The following is a 24,279-nucleotide window of genomic DNA, read 5'->3' on the forward strand; positions in this document are numbered from 1 at the left end:
TCGGGTAGAACGCACTCTATAATGCGTGATACACAAGTAACTGTGCTAGGTGCCGGTTCTTACGGAACCGCCCTAGCACTTTGTTTTGCGCGTAAAGGCACTCCAGTATGTTTGTGGGGGCGCGACGCCGAGCAAATCGATGCAATGGCCCAACAGCGCGAGAACAAGCGTTACCTGCCGGGCATTCCGTTACCAGAAAACCTTACCGTTACCAGTGACCTTGCTGACGCAGTGGTCGACGCCCGCAACATTGTCGTGGTGGTGCCAAGTAGTGGGTTTGCGCAAGTGCTGCATGACATCAAACCATTGATGCCGGCTGATGCGCGAGTGGCCTGGGCGACCAAAGGGCTCGAGCCAGATACCGGGCGTTTGTTGTTTGAAGTAGCTGAGGAAATTCTCGGTGCCGGCCATGCCTTAGCCGTACTGTCGGGACCCACTTTCGCGATGGAAATGGCAAAAGGCTTGCCGACAGCAATTTCAATGTCGTCGACCGATGATCAGTTTGTTCAAGAGCTGTCCGATTTACTACATTGCGACCGCACCTTCCGGGTTTACACCAACGATGATTTTATCGGGGTGCAACTTGGTGGTGTGGTAAAAAATGTCATTGCCATTGGTGCCGGTATGGCCGATGGTATTGGCTTTGGTGCGAACGCACGCACGGCATTGATCACGCGAGGCTTGGCCGAATTAACGCGTTTAGGTTTAGAACTCGGTGCCAAGCCTGAAACCTTTACTGGGATGGCCGGATTAGGTGACTTAATTCTTACCTGTACCGACAATCAGTCGCGCAATCGGCGTTTTGGCCTTGCCTTAGGGCAGGGGAAAAGCGTTGAACAAGCGATGAAAGATATCGGCCAGGCGATTGAAGGTTATCGAAACACTAAAGAGGTGGTGCTATTAGCACGGCGTCATGGTGTGGAGATGCCGATTTGCGAGCAGATCTACGATGTACTCTATGGTGATACCACGCCTCAGCAGGCTGCTATCAACCTGCTGAGCCGGGCACGCAAATCAGAGTAATTGGTGCGCGATGGTTTGCCATTGCGCGTCAAATTCCTGCGTGGGTGCTTGTTTAAATTCAGAGCGCACAAACTGCGCGATTTTGCCATCGGCATAGGCCATCAATAGATTCGCCAATACTCCCTCATCCAAGCGTGTTTGCACGTTTTCACGTAAGCGTCGTTCGCGCAAAGCTTGTTTCAAATTCGCTTCGATTTTGCCAAATAGATTTTGCACCCGTGAACGTAACCGCTCATGCTCACCCATCAGCGCGTCACCAGTGAGAATTCGCGTAATCCCGGGGTTGCGCTCAACAAAGGTGAGCACCACCACCAAAATCATTTGGCAGCGCCGCAAGGTATCTTTTTCTGCTTCAAGTACCTTGTTGATATTGCCAAGCACCGCTTCTTCAGTGAATTCAATCAAGCCTTCAAACATCCGCGCCTTCGACGGAAAGTGGCGGTATAGCGCAGCTTCGGAAACGCCCAGTTCGGCGGCCAAGCTTTTGGTGGTGATGCGCTGACCCGGGCTGGTTTCTAGCATTTGCGCTAGGGTGCTAAGGATCTGTTCCTTGCGGTTAGGTTTCTTCTCGGTCATTTGCAGTGACTCTCTTATTGGGATTGTAATACGGTCAGTTGGCGTAAGATTTGCTCCGCGATTTGCGCTTTACTGGCGCGCTCCAGCGCACGTTGCTGCAGCGTGCCGTTGGTGTCTTGCCAGAACAAGGTCATCGCATTGCTATCGCTATTAAAACCGATGCTGCTATCGCTAACGTCATTGGCCGCAATCATACTGAGTTTCTTACGCTTTAATTTATCGGCAGCATAGTGCGCGACAGCTTGGGTTTCGGCGGCAAAACCAACACACAAGGGTGGATTCTGGCGTGCTGCAACCGTGGCAAGAATGTCAGGATTACGCACCAGTTCGAGCTGCATATTTTCATGCTGTTTTTTCAGTTTTTGCGGGGCTACTTCGGCAAGGCGATAGTCAGCGACTGCCGCACAGCCAATAAACACGTCGGCACTGGCAATGACACTTTCGACTGCGGCCAGCATTTCAGCCGCGGTTTCAACTTGGAGGGTGCGTACGCCCGCCGGTGGCGTGAGTTGCGTTGGACCGGACACCAGAGTCACCTCGGCACCTAAACGTTTGGCTTGGGCGGCAAGGGCATAACCCATCTTGCCGGAGCTGTGATTGCTCAGATAGCGCACCGGATCGATAGGTTCGCGCGTGGGGCCTGCAGTGATGACCAGGTGTTGTCCGCGTAAAGGAGCATCACTTGGTGCCAACAATTCGACCACAGCATCACGCAACGCCAGTGGTTCCGGCATACGGCCAGCACCGACATCGCCACAGGCTTGCGCGCCACTGTCCGGTTCAATTAGGTGAAAGCCGCGCTGTTCAAGTAATTGCAAATTGGCTTGCACCGCGGGTGCCGACCACATTTGTTGATTCATTGCCGGCGCCAACATGATCGGCGCCGTGGTTGCTAGGCAGAGAGTGCTCAGAAGATCATCAGCAAAGCCATGAGCAAGCCGAGCGAGAGTGTTGGCACTGGCAGGCGCAACGATAATCACGTCAGCCCATTTTGCTAACTCTATATGACCCATAGCTGCTTCAGCAGCAGGGTCGAGCAGATCGTGATGAGTTGGATGGCCAGAAACGGCTTGCATCGTCAGCGGCGTAATAAATGCTTGTGCGCCTTTGGTCATAACCACGCGCACGATAGCACCGAGATCGCGCAAGCGGCGCACCAGTTCGGGGCTTTTATAAGCGGCAATACCACCGCTTACGGCGACCAGAACATGACGGCCAGCGAGCGTTTTGGATAGGGTTTCAGTCATAGTAAGTCCTCACCAATCATGTGCTTAACAGTAGCACGAAAACACTTCTTTACGCACTCTTAAACTTGTAAGCGCAGTGCAACTGCTTAGATTTTCAGCAGCAACACTGAACCTAACCACCCCCCAATTGTGTGCAGCGCTGATGTTAGACTGCGTTAAGCAAATGGACCAAGGAGCACAGGGATGGTAAGTGTGAAGGAATGGCCGTTACAAGAACGGCCTCGCGAAAAAATGGCGGAGTTAGGCGTTGCAGCGCTAAGTGATGCTGAACTATTAGCAATTATGTTAGGAACTGGCGTTCGTGGTAAGGATGTCGTGACTTACGCCCGTGAATTGCTTAATGCCTTTGACGGTATTGGCGGTATGCTCGGCGCTCCCGCCGCGTTGCTACTCGAACAACCAGGATTAGGCCCAGCGCGAGTGATGCAGTTGCAAGTCATTATGGAAATGTCACGCCGCTATCTGGCATGGCAGCTCAAGCGTTCCGAGGGCTTTACCCAGCCGTCGATGGTTGGGGATTATTTAACCGCCCAACTGCGCCATCAGCAGCGCGAAGTATTTGTTGTCTTATTACTGGATAGTCAGCATCGCCTACTCAAATATGTTGAACTGTTTCAAGGCACGATCAATGCGGCACCCGTGTATCCGCGTGAGATTATTAAATTGGTAATGCAACATAACGCTGCAGCGGTCATTTTGGCGCATAATCATCCGTCCGGGGTTGCGGAACCAAGCCAAGCGGATCAACGCGTCACCGAGCGTTTGAAAAAAGCTTTGAATATGATCGACGTCGCTTTACTGGATCACTTTGTCATTGGTAGCGGAGCGCCAGTTTCATTTGCCGAACGCGGGCTGTTGTAGTAGAGTAGCGCCACCATCTGAACGATCAAAAAGATCAAAAAATAACGCTGATCTCTTGATTACCGAGCCGGTTTACTGTATAAAATGCGCCCTCGGATTCAAGGCAAGGCCGCGATGGGCGACAGGCGAGCTTGTAAGCAATTTTTGGAGTAAATAAACGATGTCACGAGTATGTCAAGTTACAGGAAAGCGTCCGGTTACCGGTAATAACCGTTCACACGCGCGCAATGCGACCAAGCGTCGTTTCCTGCCGAACCTACAATCTCACCGCTTCTGGGTAGAATCAGAAAAGCGTTGGGTGAAGCTGCGTATCTCTACTAAAGGTATGCGTATTATTGATAAAAACGGTATCGACACTGTGCTTGCAGATTTGCGCGCACGTGGCGTTAAAGTGTAAGGAGCAGTACCATGCGCGATAAAATTCGTTTAGTTTCTTCTGCCGGTACTGGTTACTTCTACACTACCGACAAGAACAAGCGCAACATGCCAGAAAAATTTGAGATCAAGAAATTTGATCCAGTAGTTCGTAAGCATGTGATGTTCAAAGAAGCGAAAATCAAATAATCGATTTCGTTTGCTTAAAGCATCAAAAAACCCAGCTCCGGCTGGGTTTTTTATTGGCTGTCATAAGATCATTTTAGCGGGTGGGGTCGACAATACCGCCAATACTCGCGTTTAAACGATACCAGCCGGTGATACTGTAACGATCGCGTTGCCCGGCAAGCACTTCATGCACAAATACGTCACTTAGAAAAACCACAAGCTTACCCGCTTCAGGTAAGACTGTTTCAAGCACTTCACCACGGTCACCGTAAATCACGAGTTGACCACCGTCGGCCTCGGTCCATTCCGGATTTAGATAAAACACCGTCGTCAGAATACGATTACTGCGCCCTTTAAAGGCATCTAAGTGTTTTCGGTAGAACGCCCCTGGTGGGTAATGGGCTAGGTGACATTCGTAATCGAATAACCCCATAAACAAGTAACGATTAATCTCCACTCGCAGCTGATCCATCATCCGCAGATAGGCGTTCTCATACGGCACTTCGCGCTGCAACCAACGGATTTTATCTTGTCGCACAGCGGAATTGGTAGTGTATTGATCGGCGCGACCAATTCCGGCCTGTTGCCAATCTTGCGGGGCGAGCTGGGTGGCATATTGATAGAGTTCATGACATTGTTCGGGCGCCAAGAACTTAGGTACAATCACGTAGCCTTGCTCCGCCAATCGATCGAGATCGATAGCATCAGTAGCAAAGTCTTGAGCGGTAAGCGTTAGTGCAGCGTCAAGCATGATTATCTAGTTTAAGGTTGAGAACGAAACCGCGCGAATATAGAGTGAATTCATCGTAAACACAAGAGAAACGAGATGCCAGAATTACCTGAAGTTGAAGTCAGTCGGCTAGGCATAGCGCCGCATTTGGAAGGGCAACAAATTGCCCAGATCGTGGTGCGGGATCGCCGCCTGCGGTGGCCCATTCCGAGCGAGGTGGAGCTACTTGAAGGTGCCTTGATTGAGCGGGTGGAACGTCGTGCAAAGTACCTGATTCTGCATACCGACAAAGGTTTTTTGATTTTGCATTTAGGCATGTCCGGCAAGTTACGAGTGGTGCCGCACAACAGCTTGGTGGTGAAGCATGATCATTTCGATTTGATCTTAACCAATGGCCAGTGTTTGCGTTTCAACGATCCGCGTCGATTTGGCTGTGTACTTTATAGTGCGGAGCATCCGAGCACTGCCCACCCCTTGCTGGTTGAGTTAGGTCCAGAGCCGCTCACCGAGGCTTTTACCGCAAGCTATTTACACGCCAAAGCGCAAGGCAAGTCACAAGCCGTGAAGACCTTTATTATGGATAACCATGTGGTAGTGGGCGTTGGCAATATTTACGCCAATGAGGCGTTATTTAAAGCCGGCATTCACCCTAAGCGTGCCGCGAGTCGAGTCAGCCTAGCGCGTTATCAACGGTTGGTGCCGATTATCAAAGAAACACTGACGGCGGCGATTGCGCAGGGTGGCACCACACTGCAAGACTTCACTCAGGCCGATGGGCAACCTGGATACTTCAAACAGCACCTCAATGTCTATGGGCGTGGTGGCAAACAATGCATGGTCTGCAAAACGGAACTCAGCGAAATTCGCCTGGGCCAACGTAGCACCGTTTATTGTAAGCAGTGCCAACGCTAGTCAAGCGTGCCATAAAAACTCCGCCAGGCGCTTATAAAGCCGTCTGGGTCGCTGATAAAGGGGGCATGGCTACAGCTTGGGGCAATGTAGCTGCGACTGTGCGGCGCTAAGGCATCGACTTGCGTCACGACCTGCGCGGGTACGAGCGCATCGAGGCGCCCATAGATACGGAAAAATGGCATCTGCAAGCGTGATAACTGTGCGCGCAAATCGACTTGTGCGAGCATATCTAAACCGGCGTCGAGCACCTCTACCGGCGCCATCGGTTTGCTAAATAACCATTCCTTGATCGCTTTTACATCGGCTTTGGCGTGCGGACTACCGAGTGACTGTAGCGCTAAGAAACGCTCCACCGTACGGCGAAAATCCTTACTCAACTGTTTACCGAATTGACTCAGTACTGACGGTTCGATACCGGGCCAAGCGGGTTCCTGCGCAGGGAAGTAGGGCGACGAAGCTACGGTCGTGAGACTCTGCACGCGTGCGGGTGCCTGCAACGCAATTTGGGTAGCCACCAAACCGCCCAGCGACCAGCCGATCAAATGGCAACGTTCAGGCAGTGCGGCGAGCGTTTGATTGCACAACTCACTGAATTCTAGCCGGACGCCATCCGGCCATGGCGAATCACCATAACCGGGTAGATCCATGCGGGTTAGGCGGCCCAATTGGCTTAGCGCTTCCGTCACCGGCGTCCAAATCAGACCGTTGAGTCCCCAGCCGTGGAGTACAACGATATCCGCTCCGCTCCCACTGACGTCGGTCCAAACTTTGCCTACCATAAAAGGTCCTCACCACTGCTTAAGGAAAAGCTCATGGTAACCCTGCCTCAACTGCTTGCCAAGCTGCCACTTGCCTGTTGTTGGCTCTGTGCCGAGCCGCTATTGGCGCACGAGCGCTTAGGATTTTGTCGCACTTGCTATAGTGATTTACCACGGTTGCCGCCAAGCTGCGTGCATTGGCGTGCGCCGGCGCAGGCGCAAGCCTTAGGGCGACATTGGTTTGCGGCCTTAGCGTGGCAGGCGGACAGTCGCCAACTGGTGCAGGATTTTAAATTTCGTCGGCGACCTGATTTAGTCCATTGGTTAGCGCCGATTTTGGCGGCTCAACTGCAAGCCTGTTATCGACAGCAGGGGGCTGAGTGGCCTGATTTAGTGGTAGCGATGCCGATGAGCCGTTCACGTTGGCGGCAACGTGGCTATAACCAAGCTGCGCTATTGGCGCAGGAGGTCGCTGAATTACTGCAAGTACCCTTTGCCGCAGGAATGCTGCGCCGCTTACATGACGAGGCCAAGCAGCATCAACTAGGGCGACAAGCACGCTGGCAGAATATGGTAGAAAGTTTGCACTGCACGCGATCGGTTGAAGGGCTTAGCGTCGCGGTTGTGGATGATGTGATTACTACTGGGGCTTCGATGACAGCAGCCACTGCAGCGTTGCTCCGCCGCGGGGCTACAGTAGTTGACGCGTGGGCTCTATGCTTTAACGAGCCGCACGCGCCAGGACAGGTTGAGTAATGCTTAGTGCGCTGCTTCTTCAGCTTCTGCCGCTGCTGCTGCGGCATCCTCGTCGCCGTTGGCGAAGGCGTTGATGGCAGGCGCCATGAAGATGGCGTTACTTAGCAACTTAGCGCTGCCCCAGAAGAAGGCACGGAAGTTCACGTCATCAGCTAAACCGATAACACGACCGCCACCGTAACGATGTGCCACAAGCGCTGCTTTGCCAGCCATCACTTCACGGTTTTCCTTAGCAGCATAACCGCTTAACAGGGGTTCTTGTTGATAGCGGGCAACGGTCACAAACGGTGACTCCGGCACTTCCATCGCATTCAAGCTGTCTTTAAAGACCGGCAGGGTATTGCGCGGGAAGCCAAACGTCATTGGGTGACTGGTATCTAGGTCGACACCGAAAATAGCACCAGCGACCCGACGTTTGCCGTAATAACTATCGCGATCGGCGTAGGTAAGTGCGCTGCTATCAAACTTTTCGGCAAAGGCGTCATCGCTAACAAAGGTTGCGGCGAGAATTTTTTGTTCCGCGAGCCACTTCGCGCCACCTTGCTGGCCGATCACAGTACCACCGTCACGGACCCAATCTTTCAGGCGTGAAACACTGCTGTCATTGAGTGTGTAATAGCTGCCGTCGACTAACAGAATGTGGGTATAGCGGCTCAAATCGACGCGACTGAAGCGATCGCTGTCAATCATGCTGACTGGAATGCCGACATGACGATCGAGGTAGTACCAAGCCTCACCATTTTCGTACATGTTGACGCCATCACCGACCAGCATCATTACGCTTACCGGTTCCACCGGACGTAGGTTACGACTCCCTAAATCCATTCCTTCAGGGGTTAAGCCGGAGGCAATACTGTGTACCAGAAGGCCGTTGCGTTGCGTGATCTCTTGCACGAGCGCTTGCACTTCTTGCCATGGTTTTTCTTGATAAGCGCGCGTAACAACCACTGCGCCTGGCTCAAATGCATGCTGACCGTCAACCACGTTGGCGGTAAATGCTTGATCGGCTTGACGCACGTGCACGCCCGCCTCGGTGAGCTCTTGCAATGCCCGAGGGGCAAAGTAATGGTGCCAGTCAAAGCCATAGGCAACCGCATTCGGAACAAGACTTACCGGTGTATTGGTGGTCGCTTGTGCAGTTGCATCACTGTAACGAACGCGCGCATCGGTTGGCGCGAATTTCAAGTTAAATGCGAGCGGTAGGGTCCAACCCGAGACATCATAAAAGGTATTATCGCGGAAGCTTTGCTGAGTCGAGAACATCGCACGAATGAGGCGATATTGCGGCTGCTCTAATGGCACATAATAGCTGCTGCCTGGCTTGAAGGTCATGCCATTTTCTTCGACTTCAGCGGTCAACGGATACACTTGGACTTCGTGCTGACGCAGAATTTCCAATAAACCCTCAACGCGTGCTGGGTCAGTTTCGTCGCCGAACAGATAGCCACGGAAGTCGGCATCGCCAGCAGCTTCAATAGCGCTGTCGAAGAAGCGCTGTTGATAATCCAAAAACGCAGATTTGTTCTCATGAGCACCATACATGGTCGTCAATGACGTGGTGAACTGGTTTTGGATGGTGAACGGGAACTCTAGCAAACCATTAATTGAATCTTGCGCATGACCACGGCTTGAAGCTTGTTCAAACAGAATGCCAATCGCACCTTGTACGTCTGGGTAGGTTGAGCCTTTACCTACGTAAAAGTCATCGAAGGCTTCCTCAGTGAAGTACAAACGACCTTGTTCATCGAGCGCTGCAGCATGACCTTCAGCAAGTTTGGCGGTCAGTGTGACGTTCTCTTCAGGAGTGTTTGGATTACGTCGCGTCGGAATTCCAGGCTGGAAGAAGAAGGTGCTATCAGTTCCCATTTCATGGAAGTCAGTAAGTACGTTTGGTTTCCACTTTTGGAAGTTGACAATACGCGCCCGCGATTCAGGGTGTTGTAACAGCAACCAGTCGCGGTTCAGGTCAAACCAGTAATGGTTGACGCGGCCGCGTGGCGTGCCTTGTACGTGCTCGCGGTGCTGCGGATCGCTGACCAGGTTTTGGCTACGATGCTGATTTGCCCAATTGGCAAAGCGCGCTAGGCCGTCTGGGTTAAAGCTGGGATCGAGCAAAATAATCGAGTCGCGCAATACGGCTTCGATTTTCTCGCCTTGTGCCGCAGCCAGGTAATAGGCGTAAAGCAAGGCAGCGTTACTGCCACTTGGTTCATCACCATGAATGCTATAGCCCATATACAGCACTAGTGGCGCAGTTTCTGGGTCACCATCGCGGTTCGGGTCGGCAATCGCTAAGTGCGCATCACGGAGAGCGTCGATATTCTGATGATTCTCCGGCGTGGTGACCGTGATCAGCAATAAAGGACGCTGCTGGTGCGTGCGCCCAGTGTATTCAAGGCTAAAACGATCACTTTTTTCAGCGAGGATTTCCATGTAGCGGACCAGTTGATCATGGCGCACATGCCATTCACCAACCTGATACCCCAACACTTCTTCTGGAGTTGGAATGCTGGGATCATAAGTCACGTCTTGCGGCAAATAATCTGCCAGCGAGAGTTTTGCTGCGCTGGCGCTGGTAGTGACCAGCAGCAAAGCAACGAAAAGCTGTTTTATCAAACGCATAATCAAGTCCTAAGTGAATTATTATCGCTTTAACCTAGCAAAATGCTGGCTTTCACCCAAGCAGCTTACTATGCAATGACCGATTTTTGCGATAAGATATACCTTACTAAATTACTCAAGTATAGGAGTGAGGTGGTTAGCCCATGATTCGTATTACAGAAAGCGCTCAAGCGCATTTTCGCAAATTACTTGCCGAACAACCGGATAACACGAATATCCGTGTGTTTGTGGTGAACCCGGGTACCCCTACTGCAGAGTGTGGCGTGTCTTATTGTCCGCCAGATTCTGTTGAACCAGATGATGAAGTATTGCCATTTTCTGGCTTTGACGCAGTGGTGGACTCTGGTAGTGCACCGTTTTTGCAAGACGCCGTGATTGATTTTGAAGAACAAGAACTTGGCTCGCAGCTGACCTTGAAAGCACCTAACGCGAAAGCGCGTAAAGTTGCTGATGACGCACCGCTGATCGAACGTGTTGAGTACGTTATTCAAGCAGAGATCAACCCACAACTTGCCAACCATGGTGGTCGCGTTGCAGTGAATCAAATCACTGATGACGGTTTTGCCATCTTGCAATTTGGTGGAGGTTGTAATGGTTGTAGTATGGTTGATGTGACGCTCAAAGAAGGCATTGAGAAAGAATTGTTACAGCGCTTCCCTAGCGAATTAAAAGGCGTGAAGGACGTTACCGAGCACCAGCCTGGTGAACATTCGTACTATTAAGCGAGTGTAAAGATCGGAAGTTGTATAAGTAAAAAGTGATCCCAAACATTTTGTCCCTGCGTAGTGGAATTTGCCTATTACACGACGAGGAACAAATCATGAATGGGATCACGAAATTTAGTATACCCGCGATTGCGGTTCTTATGCTAGCGGCTTGTGGTAGTGATAACGACGATCCAGTAGTGGTTGTCGAGCCACCACCACCGCCTCCGCCGCCAGCTTCAACTTACGTTCGTGTGCACCATGCAGTAGCGGACGCACCTGATGTGAATGTTTTAGTCAATGGTAACGCAGCACTTGAAGGCGTGCCGTTTGGCGCTTCATCGGAAGTACTCGAACTCGAAGAAGCCTCTTACAGTATCCAAGTCGACGGTATTTTACCTGATGGCTCAACTGCGACCGTGATTGGTCCGGCTGACGTCGATCTGGGTGGCGACATGCGCTATGAAGTCTTTGCTGTGGGTAAAGTAAGCGATGGCAGTATCCAGCCGTTGATTTTTGCCAACGATTTTTCTGCGGTAACAGCAGGCAATGCGCGTGTGGAAGTTGTGCATGCGGCACCAGATGCTCCAGCGGTTGATATTTTCGTCACTGCACCAGGCGCCGATCTGAGCGCTGAAGCAGCCGTCACAACACTCGCGTTCCTTGATAACTCAGGCCAAGTCGAAGTCCCGGCCGGTGAATACCAGATCCGTGTGACTGTCGCTGGTGAGCCAGCTTCAGTGGTCTATGACAGCGGCGCAGTAACCTTGCCCGATGGCGCAGATTTAGTGGTTGCAGCAGTGGCTAACACCATGACTGGCGCATCACCTATCGCGTTGCAAATCGCCGATGGCTCAGGTGCAACCGTGTTACCTGACGTCAATGCGGGTGCCGACATTCGTGTGGTCCATGCCAGCGCAGACGCGCCTGCCGTGGATGTAACGGTCAATAATGCTGCCAGCCCAGCGATTGCCGACCTTGCGTTTTTAGACGCGACTGGTTTCATCAACTTACCTGCTGCAGACTATCTGATTGATGTTGCCGCGGCTGGTGGTGACCCTGTGGTTCTAGATGATGTCCCGCTAGCGCTGTCTACCAGTGACAAATTGAGCGTCTATGCAGTTGGTGCACTGGGTGATGGTTCGTTGACTCTTGCAGCTGTTACCGACATGCAGCGTCGCGTCAGTACTGAAGCACAAATTCAGTTGGTCCACGCTTCTCCAAGCGCAGGTGATGTCGATATTTACGTCACTGCGACGGATGATATCAGCGAAGCGCAGCCAGCTTTCTCGGCAGTGCCGTTTAATCCAGAAGCTTTGGCATCGACAGGCTATGTATCATTGTTGCCAGGCGACTACGTGGTCACAGTGACCTTGGCAGGTACCAAAACTGCAGCGATCGGTCCGATCCCACTGACCCTTGAAGGGGGTGGTATTTACACCGCCGCAGCAGTAGACATGACAGGTGGCGGTCTGCCTCCGCAGCTGATCTTGTTAGATGACTTGGCGCCGGCGCAGTAAGTAAACATACTGACTTACGCCACGCGCAAGTAAAAAAAGACTCAATGCCAACCACAGACCGTGGTTGGCATTTTCTTTGGTAAACCACCACTGGCCTGCGATTGCAAGTGGGGCGAACACGAGCAACGCGCTCACCGCCATAGTGTCGCGCATCGCACGCGCCCAACCTAAACCAATAAAAACGCCATCGAAATAATAGCTCCAATGGCCAAGTAGGGGGACCACATAAATCCACGGCAGGTAAACTTCTGCAGTGGCGATGACCTCAGGTAAATCGGTCAGTAGCTGGACAATAGAGCTGCCAAAGCCCCAAAACAAAGCACTATAAATGACCGCAAAAATGAGTGACCAAATGAGTGTAAGACGCAGCCAATAACGTACTTCAGCACGATTTTTTCGCCCGACTGCGGCACCGGCGAGTGCTTCGACAGCATAGGCAATACCATCTAACCCGAGTGAAATAAGCATCAAAAACTGCATTAATACCGCGTTGACGGCTACGTATAAATCGCCAAAGCGGGCGGCATAACCGGTCATGGTTGCCATACAAAGCTGCAGTAACAGCGAGCGAATGAAAACATCGCGATTCATGCCAAAGAACGTCGCAAAGTAAACACGCTCAAATTGCCAATGCTGGGGCTTTGGGAGTAAATCACGCAACATCCAAAGACCCAATAGTGCCGTGCTCATTTCAGCGGTAACCGATGCCCAAGCAGCACCGGCGACATTCATATTGAGCCCCAAAATCAAGATAACGTCAGCAACGACATTAACGGCGTTGGTAAAAATAACCAGTATCATCGCTTGCTTGCTCTGTTGCCGTCCAAGCAACACACCCAAAACAACCAAGTTAATAAGCGCTGCAGGCGCTGCCCACAATCGTATATCGATATATTGCGTTGCGTAGTGTTTGAGATCTGCAGAGGGCGCAATAATCCACCAAGCAAAATCCGTAATCAGCGGGCTTGCAAGCAGAATCAGCAGTCCCAGAACAACGGCAAAGCCAATCGCATGCAGTACTATACGGCGTTGCTCACTGACATTTTCGCGCCCGAAAGAGCGTGCAATTTCGCCAGTTGTGGTCATCCGTAAGAAAATAGCGAGCAAGAAGATAAAACTTACTACCATAGCGCCAAGTGCTACTGCACTCAGGTAGATCGCGTCGGGTAGATGCCCTATGATGGCAGTATCTACCAGCCCTAGCAGTGGGGCGGCAATATTCGAAATGATCATAGGTAGCGCGATGGCAATAATCCGCTGATGCGCCGACCAGCTTCCCCAAAATCGATGGAGGTCCGTAATGCGAGCGTTGGGATTTGGCTTACTTTGGCTCATTCTTGTTCCGTTCAGTCATGCTGCTGAGCATGGAGTGGTGGTGCTACAATATCATCATGTAGGTGATGATACACCGCGGGTTACCTCAGTTACAGCGGCTGAGTTGGAGCAACATTTCGCTTACCTTAAAGAGCATGACTATAAGGTGGTTTCGCTTACTGAGGCAAAGGAATTGTTAGCGCAAGAGCAGGTTCCCGACAAATTGGTCAGCATTACCTTCGATGATGGTTGGCGTAACGTTTACGACAATGGCCTTGAGATTTTCAAAAAATACCGTTATCCCTTCACCATTTTTGTGAATCCTTACCTGATGGAGCAAACCCCACGAATTTATATGAGCTGGGAGCAACTTCGTGAGTTGACTGAATATGGTGCAACTATCGCCAATCATTCACAATTTCATGAACACATGACTTGGCGTGACATAGGACAAGACGAAGCCGCATGGCAGCAACGTCAACTCACGGCGATAGTTGAGGCGCAGCGAGTGATAGATGACGAACTTGGTTCGCCACAGCCGCGGCTGTTTGCCTATCCGTACGGTGAATATGATGCCAAGTTAGCGAAGCTGCTCGCAGAGCAGGACTTTCTGGCTTTCGGTCAACATTCCGGGCCCTGGGGCCGGTACACTAAAGCGACTGAAATTCCACGTTTTCCAGCCTCGGCAAATTATGCCAACTTAGACACGCTAAAGACAAAAATAGGCAGTTTGCCATTACCAGTGACAGCTCATGAACCGGCTGAAATGGAAGTCGCGTCTGACGTCGAAGAGGTAAATGTTCGGTTACACATTGCCGTTAGCGATGATGTGCAGCTGCAACGTATAAACTGCTTTTATCAGGGCGACGTGATACAGCCAAATGTGGATGATGAAGGTATAGAACTAACCTTGTCACAACCACCGATTGGGCGCTCAAGAGTCAATTGCACTTTACCAAGTCGCTCGCTATCAGGTCGATTTTACTGGTACTCGGTGCCGTTAGTGCGCCCCAATGAACAGGGGCGCTGGCCAGATTAGTTGTATTGCGAGGCAATAATTTGAAAGTCATCGATCATCTGCTGGGTATCCACCACAGGGAGTTGTCCCGGTTGATGATCGGCTTTAAAGATAGCGTGCCGCTGCCCCTCTGGATTGATCAAGACAATCGCTGAGCTGTGATTAACGAGGTAATCAACTTCGCCTTCTTCTGGAATTGAGTACATCAAGCCCAAACCGTTGACAAATGGATAGAGGTCTTTGTGCTCAGCTCGAACGCCGACAAATTCGCTGCCAAAATAAGATGCATAAGCTTCGAGCTTTGCCAATGTATCGCGCTGTGGATCAACACTAATCATCCAAACACGAACTGGGCGATCACTTGCGCTCTTGAGCACAGGCATCGCTTTGCCTAAATCAGCCATAGTTGTAGGGCAGATATCAGGACAAGAGGTGTAACCGGTAAACAAAAAGGTCCATTGGCCGGTCAAATCAGCATTTGCCAGTTGACCGCCAGTATGTGCCTGCAGCATAAACGGATTCAGGTCGCGAGGTGGGTTATAAACTAGCGCCCGAGGCTCCTCTTTAGGGAGACCGTTGTAGATCACAACACCAGCAACGAGCGCCACAATAGCAATAAGGGTCACAAGAAGTTTTTGCATGAATTACCTCACTAACGGCAGTGCGGGTGTAACTGCATAATGGTCCACTAACAATAGCACAAACAATACCATTAAGTGCCAAATCGAAAAGGTGAACATCTTATAGGCAGTCGTCTTAGTTGGTGCGAATTTGAGTTTCCATGCATAACCTAGAAACCAAACACTGAGAATACTCGAACCGATCAAATAGATGATTCCAGACATACCTACAATATAGGGTAGCAAACAAATAATCGCGAGCAGAATGGTATAGAGCAGAATCAGTGTTTTGGTGAACTCGATACCGTGGGTGACCGGTAACATTGGGATTTCTGCTTTGGCATAATCTTTCGCACGGTGCACGGCTAAAGCCCAAAAATGAGGCGGCGTCCAAGTAAATACGATCATCACGAGTAAAATTGCATGAGGATGAATTTCGTTAGTAACTGCTGTCCAGCCTAGCAGTGGCGGAGCGGCGCCGGCGAGACCGCCAATGACGATGTTTTGCGGTGTGGCTCGCTTCAGGTACATGGTGTAAACAATGGCGTAGCCAATCAGGCTGGCAAAGGTTAGCCACGCGGTCAACATATTCACCCACAAGGCCAGCACGACGAAGCCGAGCAAGCCGATAACTGCTGCGAAGCTCAGCACATGGCGTGGTGATAGCGCGCCTGATGGCAGGGGGCGACGCAAGGTACGCGCCATTTTCGCGTCAATATGACGGTCTACTAAGTGATTCACGGCTGCTGCCGAACCGGACATCAGACCAATGCCGATCATCGCCGGTACGACAATTTGCCAGCCAACCCACACCGGGCTCGCCAAGGCGATGCCTACCAAGGCCGTAAGCAGTAGCAATAGCACTACGCGCGGCTTGGTAAGCTCTAAGTAATCGCGCCAATGCGCGTGTTTCTTATACGTCATCTCTGTCATACAACTAACTTCCTTCTCGAGCGCTTATTATTATGATTTTTAAGCGTTACGCGCGAGTTTGTAATTCAAGCCAACAAGGCTTAAGAGTAAAAGAGCACCAAATAGGTTATGTGCAACAGCAACACTTAGCGGCAGCATGAAAATAACATTGCTCAGTCCTAGTGCGACTTGCACGATAAGCGCTAAGGTGACCCAATTTAAAGTGCCTTTGATGACACTTGATTGCGCGGTTTTGTAGCCACGCAACAACATCAATCCCACTACCACAATGGTTACAATGGCGCCTATACGATGAGCGACATGCATGGTCATGCGTTCGGCATAGTCGTGCGCGCCGTACTGGTAAGTCACTGCCTCTGGTACCGAGAAAGCGCCCGCGATATCGAGTTGTTCACTCCAGTTGCCTTCGCAAATTGGTAGTTCAGTGCAGGCTAGTGCTGCGTAATTGGCGGCTACCCACCCCCCCAACGCAATTTGCATGAACACAACGACAAGTGCGAAGAAGGCTAAACCAGCGAGCTTACGCGCTTTGGGATCGCCGAGTGGAATATGCACACGCTGAAGCCGTAACCGCAGTAAATACAACAACGACAAAGTGGTAAAGCCGCCGAGCAAATGTCCCATAACCACTAACGGCTGCAGGTTCATGGTCACGGTCCACATGCCAAGTGCGGCTTGAAAGGTCACCAATGCTAATAAGAATAGTGGTAATTTGAGCGGAGTTTCCGGATGCTTGCGCACGCGCACCATAGCGGTAATGGCAATGATAAGAATTAGAATCCCTAAAATGCCCGCGGCATAGCGATGTACCATCTCATTCCAGGCTTTGTGATGTTCAAGCGGAGCATCGGGGAAGAGTGCTTGTGCAGCCGCAGCTTTTTCTTCATCAACCGGCACTGTAAGGTGACCATAGCAGCCTGGCCAATCAGGGCACCCCAGACCTGCGTCAGTAAGACGCGTGTAAGCACCGAGGATAATCACCACCAAAGCAAAAAGAATACTGAAGTTGACTAGTGTCCGCATGGCATCACCCAATCCGTGATAGTTTTAACAAAGTTCTAAGGTCTGAAAGCAAGTTTTTCGCTTCGGCACGCATGGTGGGTTCGTCTGCATGTGTAGGGTAATGCAATACTGCAGTACCAAGCGGGTCAACGATAAAAAGACGATATGCGGGAATACTGTCGAGCTGTTCCACAATTGCTGGCGCAACGATAGTTTCGACCAAAGGTGTTTGGCTAAAGTCGAAGCTCAGTTCAGCGCGGCTCAAGACGATAGGTTTCACCCGATGGCTTTCTTTGCCAAGTGCCACATCAAGTTGATTGATTGCGTAAAAACCTTGTTCACAGGGCGCCCCGCAGGCATCGTCGGCAATCAATACGACGCGCCAGCCATCGGGTAATTGAGCGTTCGTCGTTTCATCAAGGGTAACTGCAGGTTGCACCATAGTCCCTTTATTGGTGGCGCCACCTTGATACCAGCTTTGGTCAAGCACGAACTTTGCGCCGATGACCGGCAACACAAAAGCAAGTGCAACGCCAATCAGCGTTAAACGAGATTTTTTGACAGAAGTCATGCACATTCCTTTTTTGTTTTCGTTATGGAACGTCGGACAAGAAGCAACACCACGAACGCCGCAAACGCGAGTGAAAACCACTGCAATGCGTACGCCTGATGTTTGGCCGGGGACATGACTTGGGGCTCCCATTGTCTTGGCCAGCCATAATTTTCTTGTTCTGAGAGTAGCACTACATAGTCAGCAATTGGAAGCGTTAAGGCGTCACTTATTGCTGCTGCATTGAGCTGTTGAATGCGATAAGGATTGAGACCCGGTTCGATGACCTGATCACCCAGCATAAAGGCGTCGTCTGCCGGAAAGTACAACCAACCGCGCAACGGTTCATCAAGCTCTGGAAGCTCCACTGTCGGCAGCAAGGTACGGTCGTCACCTACTGGGATCCAGCCCAGATTGACAGGAACCAATGCTTGCCGATCTTCTGCCTCGAGCAGACCGATGACCTGATAGCCAACTTGGCCTTGATGAATTTGATTGTCGAGTAAAAGGTAGGTGCTGTGAAACTGACCACCGACCGTCACAGGTTTAAATCTTTGCGCCGTGGTGGGTTGTTGCGGTAGCGGTTGATAACTCGCATCGTTGGCAGCAGTTTGTGCCTGGGTGAAGTCGTCAAACAACAGCTGTTTTTCGGCGGCGCGATCGAGCTGCCAAAATCCGAGCTTGACCATAATCGCAATTGCCAGCAAAGTGAGTGCTGTGGCGATAATACTGCCCCATCGCATCAGCTTGCACCTGTACAGGATTGAAAAATGGTCATTACTGCAAAAATCATCTTGGTACTACTCATGTTTTTTATGGTCTTTAATCTCGGTCGCGCGTTGTTTGTAATGCTCCGCGATGACCCTGACCAACCGCCAATGACGCGCTTCTTAGGTCGCCGCGTCGGCGCCTCTGCGCTCGCCATTCTAATTATTGTGGTATTGCTCGCGACTGGATTACTCGAAGGTAATCCGCGACCGTACTAAGCTTGCGCTTAGCCGGTCGCGATGGGTGAGCTTACAGAACGTAAACGAAGATAAATAAACACACCCAAACCACATCAACAAAGTGCCAATACCAGCTAGTTGCTTGGAAGGCAAAGTGACTTTCCGGCGTAAAGTGCCCCTTTAAGACCCGGAAAAACATCACAATCAGCATGATGGTTCCCAAAGTCACGTGCATGCCGTGGAAGCCAGTCAACATATAGAAGGTGTTGCCGTAAATGCCCGAATCCAGCGTCAGCCCTAATTCTTGGTAAGCATGCACGTATTCAGCGCCCTGCAGATACAAGAAGATAAGACCAAGCACAATGGTCACGGCCAAGAAGCCAGTCAGCTGCCTGCGATTATTTTTCTCAAGACCAACATGGGCAAAATGACAGGTCACAGATGAAATAATCAAGATAATGGTGTTGTATAGCGGTAAGCCCATCCAACCCATCGCACCTGACTCAGTCCCACCGGGCGTTTCCGTCAGCGGCCAGTGCGCAACGAAATCAGGCCATAAGACTGCATTCGTCATCGCATTGTTACCGGCGCCACCTAGCCATTCAACAGCGATCACGCGGGCGTAAAATAAGGCACCGAAGAAGGCTGCAAAGAACATGATTTCTGAGAAGATAAACCATGCCATACCTTGGCGGTACGAGTGTCCGAGTTGCTTACTGTATAACCCAGACATGGATTCGTTGATTTGATCGCGGAACCAACCAAATAACATAATGAGAATGACGGCGATGCCGGCAAACAGTACATTTACGCCCCAGCCGTCGGCGTCTTTACTTGCGTCAATCACGGTGTGACCAGCGCCGAAAGCGATAAGCCCTAAACCTATCGCACCAACGATCGGCCACGGACTTGAAGCAGGCACATAATATTTTTCGTGTTGTTGTTCTGCCATTACTTAATTCCTCACTCCGCTGTCGGCTGAATCGCCGCCAACGCATCAGGTGTCATATTTTGTGTCATGTCGTACATAGTGTACGACAGGGTAACCGTGTGAATGTGCTCTGGAATCTCGGGATCCAAATAAAACTGCATCGGCATAGCTGTTTCGGTACCAGCAGCCAATGGCTGTTGGTTAAAACAAAAACACTCGACTTTATTGAGATAAAGCGAGGCCTCACCAGGTGCAACTGAGGGAATTGCTTGCGCAACCATGTTGCCCCCAGTCGGATTCCGTGCCAGAAAGTTAACCACTTTGGTTTCACCTGGGTGCACTCGTACTGAGCGTACTTCAGGCTCAAATCCCCAAGGCATGCCTTTGTTCACGCGGGTGACAAATTGCACGTTGATGGTTCTACTGGTATCCACTGCTTTGGTGTTTGCAGCCGCTTGTCCGTCAGTAAAGCGGCCGTTAAACCCGGTAAGATCACAGAACACTTCGTACAGTGGTACCAAAGCAAAACCGAACGCGAACATACAGACCACCGTCAGCAGCAGCCGACGGATGATCTTTAGGTTATCTGGTTTGCTTGGTTGCGTGCTCATCTCACTTCACCTCAGGTGGTGTGTCGAAGGTGTGATACGGTGCCGGTGAAGGTACCGTCCACTCAAGGCCTTCAGCACCTTCCCATGGTTTCGCTGGTGCTTTCTCACCACCACGTACACATTTGATGACCAACCATAAGAAGATCAGCTGTGACAGACCGAAGGCGAAGCCACCAATACTGACGATCTGATTAATGTCCGCAAATTGTATTGAGTAGTCAGGAATGCGTCGCGGCATGCCTGCCAGTCCAGCAAAGTGCATTGGGAAGAACAACACGTTAACGGAAATCAACGATGCCCAGAAGTGCAGCTTTGCAAGCCCCATGTCGTACATATGTCCAGTCCATTTGGGCAGCCAATAGTAAGCGGCTGCCATGATGGAGAAGATTGCTCCGCTCACCAATACATAGTGGAAGTGGGCTACGACAAAGTAGGTGTCATGGTACTGGAAGTCGACCGGTGTGATGGCCAGCATCAAACCAGAGAAACCACCGATGGTGAACAAGATAACGAATGCGAGTGCGAACATCATCGGCGGTTCAAAGGTAATTGAACCGCGCCACATAGTCGCCACCCAGTTAAAGACCTTCACCCCAGTCGGCACCGATATCAACATAGTACAGTACATGAAGAATAGCTCAGCAAACACCGGCATACCGGTGGTGAACATGTGGTGCGCCCAGACCAAGAATGATAAGCCAGCAATGGCTGCGGTGGCGTAGACCATGGATGCGTAACCGAATAGTTGTTTTCGTGAGAACGCAGGAATAATGGCCGACACGATACCGAACGACGGTAAGATCATGATGTACACTTCGGGGTGACCAAAGAACCAGAAAATATGCTGGAACATGACCGGGTCACCGCCACCTGCGGCATCAAAGAAACTGGTGCCGAAATATTTGTCGGTTAATACCATGGTCACCGCACCGGCCAGTACCGGCATGACTGCAATCAATAAGAACGCAGTGATAAACCAAGTCCATACGAACAATGGCATCTTCATGTAGGTCATGCCTGGTGCGCGCATGTTCATAATAGTCACAATCACGTTGATCGCACCCATGATGGATGAGATACCCATGATATGTACCGAGAACACGAAGAGTGCCGTTGAATCGCTACTATAAGTAGTTGATAACGGAGCGTAGAACGTCCAACCAAATGCTGGACCGCCACCTTCCATGAAAAGTGAAGCCAGCAGAATTGCGAATGCAAACGGCAGGATCCAGAAGCTCCAGTTATTCATGCGCGGTAAGGCCATGTCTGGAGCGCCAATCATCATTGGTATCATCCAGTTTGCGAGGCCGGTAAAGGCGGGCATGACCGCGCCAAATACCATGATCAAACCGTGCACAGTAGTCATCTGGTTGAAGAAATGCGGCTCAACCAGTTGTAAGCCAGGTTGGAACAGCTCAGCACGAATGACCATTGCCATGGCGCCGCCAACCAAGAACATAATGAAAGAGAACCACAGATATAGCGAACCTATATCTTTATGGTTCGTGGTAAACAGCCAACGGGTAATACCCGACGGCGCGTGATGGTGATGATCGTGATGATCCATTTCGCCAACAACAGTGCTCATAGTCAGGTCTCCCTTATTCGTTCATAAATGCGTTGATATCAGCAGCCTGCACTAGGTCGCCGGTGTCATTCCCCCAAGCATTACGCTCGTAGGTGACCACCGCTGCGATCTCTTGCATGGTAAGCTGATTGCCGAACGCCTGCATTGAAGTGCCAGTCTTACCATTGACCACGATGTCAATGTGACCTTGCATGTCGTTCAGCGCCATGTCTGAACCTTTCAATGCCGGGAACACACCAGGGATACCTTCACCGTTGGCTTGGTGACAGGCAGCACAACTGCCTACATAAACGCGTTCACCGAGCTCCATTGCTTCATCCATGTCCATCGACATGGCGAGCAGACGTTGCTCTTCCTCTTCGGCGCGTTGTTTAGCGGCGACTTGTTCGGCCATCCATGCATCGTACTCAGCAGGTTCTTTGGCAATAACAACCACCGGCATAAAGCCATGGTCTTTACCGCAGAGTTCAGCACATTGACCACGATAGATGCCGGGCTCATCAACTTTGGTCCACGCCTCATTGATCATACCTGGGTTAGCATCTTTCTTGACCGCAAAGTCAGGCACCCACCAAGAATGGATAACGTCATCTGAGGTAATCAGGAAGCGCACTTTTTTACCTGTGGGGATGACCAGCGGACGGTCAACTTCAAGTAGATAGTTCTCCCCTTTATCGAGCTTGTTTTCAATTTGCTGGCGCGGAGTTGCCAACAAACTGAAGTACTCGACGTCGGTATCGAAATATTTGTAGTGCCATTTCCATTGCGAACCAGTCACCAAAACGGTGACCTCAGCTTCACTGGTATCTTCCATTGCAATCAAGGTCGAGGTGGCTGGAATCGCCATACCGATTAAGATCAGAAATGGAATGACCGTCCAAGCGATTTCAACTTTGACGTTTTCATGGAAAGTTGCCGGTTTACGGCCTTTGGATTTGCGATGTCGAATCATGGACCAGAACATGGCCCCAAAAACGACAACACCTATCACACAACAGATATAGAAAATTGTCATGTGAAGGTCATACACGCGTTGACTAATATCAGTTACGCCTTGAGTAAGGTTTAACTGAGATCGCGCTTGGGCAGCGACAGGTGCCATCGCCACAAGCGCACTGATGAGTTTAATACTCACGCTACATCTCCTCTCATTCTTCCGACGCGGTCGAACCACGAATACACCGAAGTGCGAGCCTGAAGAACAAAGAGGTGAGCAGAAAAAGGAACAGCATTTCTGGTCAGAAAATCGCTTTCCCTACTAACCCTTTGTTGTTTTGTATCAATGTTTATTGTTATTTATTGTGTTAGCAGTAAGCTGCCTGATCAAAATACCATGAGTAGATGAAAAAGCCACCGCTAAAGTTAAGAATTTTTTGTGATTGGAAGAAAAAAAAGGCTGCCGAAGCAGCCTTGCAGGGTTCGTCTCAGTTTAGTGGAGTGGGATCTGAGACGATGGGGTATGGAACACAAAGCTATGGGTGTGGCTCACTTTGCTCGCCATTTTTACGCGTTGTGCTACGCGAGGCGATGAAAATCCAGGTAAAAAGCTCAAAACAACGCTGCTAGTTCCGGCTAGAAGTGCTTGTTCAGTAGCCCATTCGCGTTGATCGGCATCGCGCCCACCAACCCAACGAATACGCGAGCGGCTGACACCTGCATTTACCAGTTGCTGAATCACCTCCCGATTACCGCCGATGACCGTCACCCATTGCTTGGTGCGCAAGGCGAGGGACTGAATGCGAGGCATGAAGTTGGCAAAATCTTCAGCTAATAAATGTGCTTCGTCGCCTGCGACGAAGTTGTCTACAGCAAGCTCACGGCTTGCGTGTGGGTAGTTGTATCTCATAACCATGCTCCATTTCGAATCACGCCGACCGCTAACCCTTCAATCGTAAAAAACTGTTGAGTTAAGTCGACTTGAATAGGGGAAAACTCTGGATTTTCAGGATGTAAGAGAATTAAGTTTCCTTTTCGCTCGAAACGTTTAACAGTGACATCATCATCTACACGCGCAACCACGATTTGGCCGTTGCGCGCTTCTTGAGTTTTATGAACGGCGAGTAAATCGCCATCCAAAATACCAATATCTTTCATACTCATGCCGTTTACCCGTAAGAGAAAGTCAGCATGTGGACGAAACAGGTTTTGGTCGACTTGATAGTGACTTTCGACATGTTCTTGCGCCAAAATAGGCTCACCAGCAGCGACTTGGCCTATCAAAGGGAGTCCTTCCGGAATATCTGCATCATTGGCGCCGACCAGCCGAATTCCGCGAGACATGCCTGGCATCATCTCGATCATGCCTTTTTTCGCTAGTGCCTTTAAATGTTCCTCTGCAGCATTTGCTGAACGGAAACCAAGACGCTGTGCAATTTCAGCACGGGTAGGTGGCATCCCAGTTGCGTCAATCGTGTCTTTAATAAGGTCTAAAATTTCTTGCTGTCGCGGTGTTAAAGGTCGCATGTGAATACCTGTTTATCCATACAGTAATACTGTGAGTATATACAGGTGTT

Annotated in this window: 27 protein-coding genes; 10 read left to right on the plus strand and 17 right to left on the minus strand. The window is 50.7% G+C overall.

All coding sequences use genetic code 11. The features are described 5' to 3' along the window. Positions 1–21: 21 nt before the first annotated feature. On the plus strand, positions 22–1,023 hold the full coding sequence (gene gpsA, locus IDAT_RS11665; protein WP_034733861.1) for an NAD(P)H-dependent glycerol-3-phosphate dehydrogenase: 1,002 nt from the start codon (positions 22–24) through the stop codon (positions 1,021–1,023). Here gpsA and slmA read toward each other — a convergent pair. After that, positions 1,015–1,599, minus strand: coding sequence for a nucleoid occlusion factor SlmA (gene slmA / locus IDAT_RS11670; RefSeq protein WP_034733863.1), 585 nt, complete (start codon positions 1,597–1,599; stop codon positions 1,015–1,017). The genes gpsA and slmA overlap by 9 nt on opposite strands. A 14-nt stretch (positions 1,600–1,613) precedes the next feature. Then, on the minus strand, positions 1,614–2,846 hold the full coding sequence (gene coaBC / locus IDAT_RS11675) for a bifunctional phosphopantothenoylcysteine decarboxylase/phosphopantothenate--cysteine ligase CoaBC (RefSeq protein WP_034733866.1): 1,233 nt from the start codon (positions 2,844–2,846) through the stop codon (positions 1,614–1,616). Positions 2,847–3,029: 183 nt separating this feature from the next. On the opposite strand from coaBC, the gene radC reads away from it, so the two are divergent. From radC to rpmG, 3 genes are all read left to right on the plus strand, one after another. Beyond that, positions 3,030–3,707, plus strand: a complete 678-nt coding sequence (gene radC, locus IDAT_RS11680) for a RadC family protein (RefSeq protein ID WP_034733869.1) — start codon at positions 3,030–3,032, stop codon at positions 3,705–3,707. Positions 3,708–3,867: 160 nt separating this feature from the next. Then, positions 3,868–4,104 carry a 50S ribosomal protein L28 gene (gene rpmB, locus IDAT_RS11685; protein WP_034733872.1) on the plus strand — a complete coding sequence of 79 codons (237 nt, stop codon included), beginning with the start codon at positions 3,868–3,870 and terminating at the stop codon, positions 4,102–4,104. An 11-nt stretch (positions 4,105–4,115) separates the two neighbouring features. After that, a complete protein-coding gene (gene rpmG / locus IDAT_RS11690) occupies positions 4,116–4,271 on the plus strand; it encodes a 50S ribosomal protein L33 (RefSeq protein WP_034733875.1) in 156 nt (51 codons plus the stop codon). Positions 4,272–4,344: 73 nt separating this feature from the next. Here the strand turns inward: rpmG and IDAT_RS11695 are convergent, their stop codons facing one another. Then, positions 4,345–5,001: a 2OG-Fe(II) oxygenase gene (locus IDAT_RS11695; RefSeq protein WP_051986791.1), complete on the minus strand. Its 657-nt coding sequence runs from the start codon at positions 4,999–5,001 to the stop codon at positions 4,345–4,347. A gap of 75 nt (positions 5,002–5,076) precedes the next feature. Here IDAT_RS11695 and mutM point away from each other — a divergent pair, with 75 nt between their 5' ends. Then, on the plus strand, positions 5,077–5,892 hold the full coding sequence (gene mutM, locus IDAT_RS11700; RefSeq protein ID WP_034733877.1) for a bifunctional DNA-formamidopyrimidine glycosylase/DNA-(apurinic or apyrimidinic site) lyase: 816 nt from the start codon (positions 5,077–5,079) through the stop codon (positions 5,890–5,892). Here mutM and bioH read toward each other — a convergent pair. Continuing rightward, positions 5,889–6,671 carry a pimeloyl-ACP methyl ester esterase BioH gene (gene bioH / locus IDAT_RS11705; protein ID WP_034733879.1) on the minus strand — a complete coding sequence of 261 codons (783 nt, stop codon included), beginning with the start codon at positions 6,669–6,671 and terminating at the stop codon, positions 5,889–5,891. The two genes, mutM and bioH, sit on opposite strands and share 4 nt — an antisense overlap. 33 nt (positions 6,672–6,704) lie before the next feature. Between bioH and IDAT_RS11710 the strand changes: the two genes are divergently transcribed. Next, the gene (locus tag IDAT_RS11710; RefSeq protein WP_051986794.1) at positions 6,705–7,406 is read left to right on the plus strand and encodes a ComF family protein; all 702 of its coding nucleotides are present in this window, start codon (positions 6,705–6,707) and stop codon (positions 7,404–7,406) included. A gap of 3 nt (positions 7,407–7,409) precedes the next feature. Here IDAT_RS11710 and IDAT_RS11715 read toward each other — a convergent pair whose 3' ends face one another. Further along, positions 7,410–10,028 carry a M14 family metallopeptidase gene (locus IDAT_RS11715; protein WP_211250606.1) on the minus strand — a complete coding sequence of 873 codons (2,619 nt, stop codon included), beginning with the start codon at positions 10,026–10,028 and terminating at the stop codon, positions 7,410–7,412. Between the two features lie 143 nt (positions 10,029–10,171). On the opposite strand from IDAT_RS11715, the gene nfuA reads away from it, so the two are divergent. Beyond that, positions 10,172–10,750 carry a Fe-S biogenesis protein NfuA gene (gene nfuA, locus IDAT_RS11720; RefSeq protein WP_034733883.1) on the plus strand — a complete coding sequence of 193 codons (579 nt, stop codon included), beginning with the start codon at positions 10,172–10,174 and terminating at the stop codon, positions 10,748–10,750. A gap of 98 nt (positions 10,751–10,848) precedes the next feature. Beyond that, a complete protein-coding gene (locus tag IDAT_RS11725) occupies positions 10,849–12,252 on the plus strand; it encodes a DUF4397 domain-containing protein (protein ID WP_034733885.1) in 1,404 nt (467 codons plus the stop codon). Here the strand turns inward: IDAT_RS11725 and IDAT_RS11730 are convergent. Further along, the gene (locus tag IDAT_RS11730) at positions 12,226–13,587 is read right to left on the minus strand and encodes an MATE family efflux transporter (RefSeq protein ID WP_051986796.1); all 1,362 of its coding nucleotides are present in this window, start codon (positions 13,585–13,587) and stop codon (positions 12,226–12,228) included. The two genes, IDAT_RS11725 and IDAT_RS11730, sit on opposite strands and share 27 nt — an antisense overlap. Here IDAT_RS11730 and IDAT_RS11735 point away from each other — a divergent pair. After that, entirely contained in the window at positions 13,553–14,605 is a 1,053-nt protein-coding gene (locus IDAT_RS11735) for a polysaccharide deacetylase family protein (RefSeq protein ID WP_034734041.1), read from the plus strand. The genes IDAT_RS11730 and IDAT_RS11735 overlap by 35 nt on opposite strands. On the opposite strand, the gene IDAT_RS11740 is transcribed toward IDAT_RS11735, so the two are convergent. The 5 genes from IDAT_RS11740 to IDAT_RS11760 are packed head-to-tail and all read right to left on the minus strand — an operon-like array spanning position 14,602 to position 18,432. Continuing rightward, the gene (locus tag IDAT_RS11740; protein WP_034733889.1) at positions 14,602–15,225 is read right to left on the minus strand and encodes an SCO family protein; all 624 of its coding nucleotides are present in this window, start codon (positions 15,223–15,225) and stop codon (positions 14,602–14,604) included. The two genes, IDAT_RS11735 and IDAT_RS11740, sit on opposite strands and share 4 nt — an antisense overlap. Positions 15,226–15,228: 3 nt before the next feature. Further along, entirely contained in the window at positions 15,229–16,137 is a 909-nt protein-coding gene (gene cyoE, locus IDAT_RS11745) for a heme o synthase (protein WP_034733892.1), read from the minus strand. 39 nt (positions 16,138–16,176) lie between these two features. Beyond that, positions 16,177–17,160 carry a COX15/CtaA family protein gene (locus tag IDAT_RS11750; RefSeq protein ID WP_034733894.1) on the minus strand — a complete coding sequence of 328 codons (984 nt, stop codon included), beginning with the start codon at positions 17,158–17,160 and terminating at the stop codon, positions 16,177–16,179. A 4-nt stretch (positions 17,161–17,164) separates the two neighbouring features. Next, positions 17,165–17,710, minus strand: a complete 546-nt coding sequence (locus IDAT_RS11755) for a hypothetical protein (RefSeq protein ID WP_034733896.1) — start codon at positions 17,708–17,710, stop codon at positions 17,165–17,167. Next, positions 17,707–18,432: an SURF1 family protein gene (locus IDAT_RS11760; protein ID WP_051986798.1), complete on the minus strand. Its 726-nt coding sequence runs from the start codon at positions 18,430–18,432 to the stop codon at positions 17,707–17,709. The genes IDAT_RS11755 and IDAT_RS11760 overlap by 4 nt, the downstream gene beginning before the upstream one ends. 27 nt (positions 18,433–18,459) lie before the next feature. Here IDAT_RS11760 and IDAT_RS11765 point away from each other — a divergent pair, with 27 nt between their 5' ends. Then, complete coding sequence (locus IDAT_RS11765; RefSeq protein ID WP_034733899.1) at positions 18,460–18,675, plus strand: DUF2909 domain-containing protein; 216 nt, start codon at positions 18,460–18,462, stop codon at positions 18,673–18,675. A 31-nt stretch (positions 18,676–18,706) separates the two neighbouring features. Here the strand turns inward: IDAT_RS11765 and IDAT_RS11770 are convergent, their stop codons facing one another. From IDAT_RS11770 to lexA, 6 genes are all read right to left on the minus strand, one after another. Continuing rightward, positions 18,707–19,588: a cytochrome c oxidase subunit 3 gene (locus IDAT_RS11770; RefSeq protein ID WP_034733901.1), complete on the minus strand. Its 882-nt coding sequence runs from the start codon at positions 19,586–19,588 to the stop codon at positions 18,707–18,709. A gap of 11 nt (positions 19,589–19,599) precedes the next feature. Further along, positions 19,600–20,178, minus strand: coding sequence for a cytochrome c oxidase assembly protein (locus IDAT_RS11775; protein ID WP_034733904.1), 579 nt, complete (start codon positions 20,176–20,178; stop codon positions 19,600–19,602). A gap of 1 nt (position 20,179) precedes the next feature. After that, positions 20,180–21,766, minus strand: a complete 1,587-nt coding sequence (gene ctaD / locus IDAT_RS11780; RefSeq protein WP_034733907.1) for a cytochrome c oxidase subunit I — start codon at positions 21,764–21,766, stop codon at positions 20,180–20,182. A gap of 13 nt (positions 21,767–21,779) precedes the next feature. After that, positions 21,780–22,868, minus strand: coding sequence for a cytochrome c oxidase subunit II (gene coxB / locus IDAT_RS11785; RefSeq protein WP_081909841.1), 1,089 nt, complete (start codon positions 22,866–22,868; stop codon positions 21,780–21,782). A gap of 327 nt (positions 22,869–23,195) precedes the next feature. Beyond that, positions 23,196–23,612, minus strand: a complete 417-nt coding sequence (locus IDAT_RS11790; RefSeq protein ID WP_051986800.1) for a hypothetical protein — start codon at positions 23,610–23,612, stop codon at positions 23,196–23,198. Continuing rightward, complete coding sequence (gene lexA / locus IDAT_RS11795; protein WP_034733912.1) at positions 23,609–24,229, minus strand: transcriptional repressor LexA; 621 nt, start codon at positions 24,227–24,229, stop codon at positions 23,609–23,611. Before lexA ends, IDAT_RS11790 begins: the two co-directional genes overlap by 4 nt. Positions 24,230–24,279 lie beyond the last annotated feature (50 nt).

The sequence above is a fragment of the Pseudidiomarina atlantica genome (assembly GCF_000753735.1).
GTDB classification, from domain to species: domain Bacteria; phylum Pseudomonadota; class Gammaproteobacteria; order Enterobacterales; family Alteromonadaceae; genus Pseudidiomarina; species Pseudidiomarina atlantica.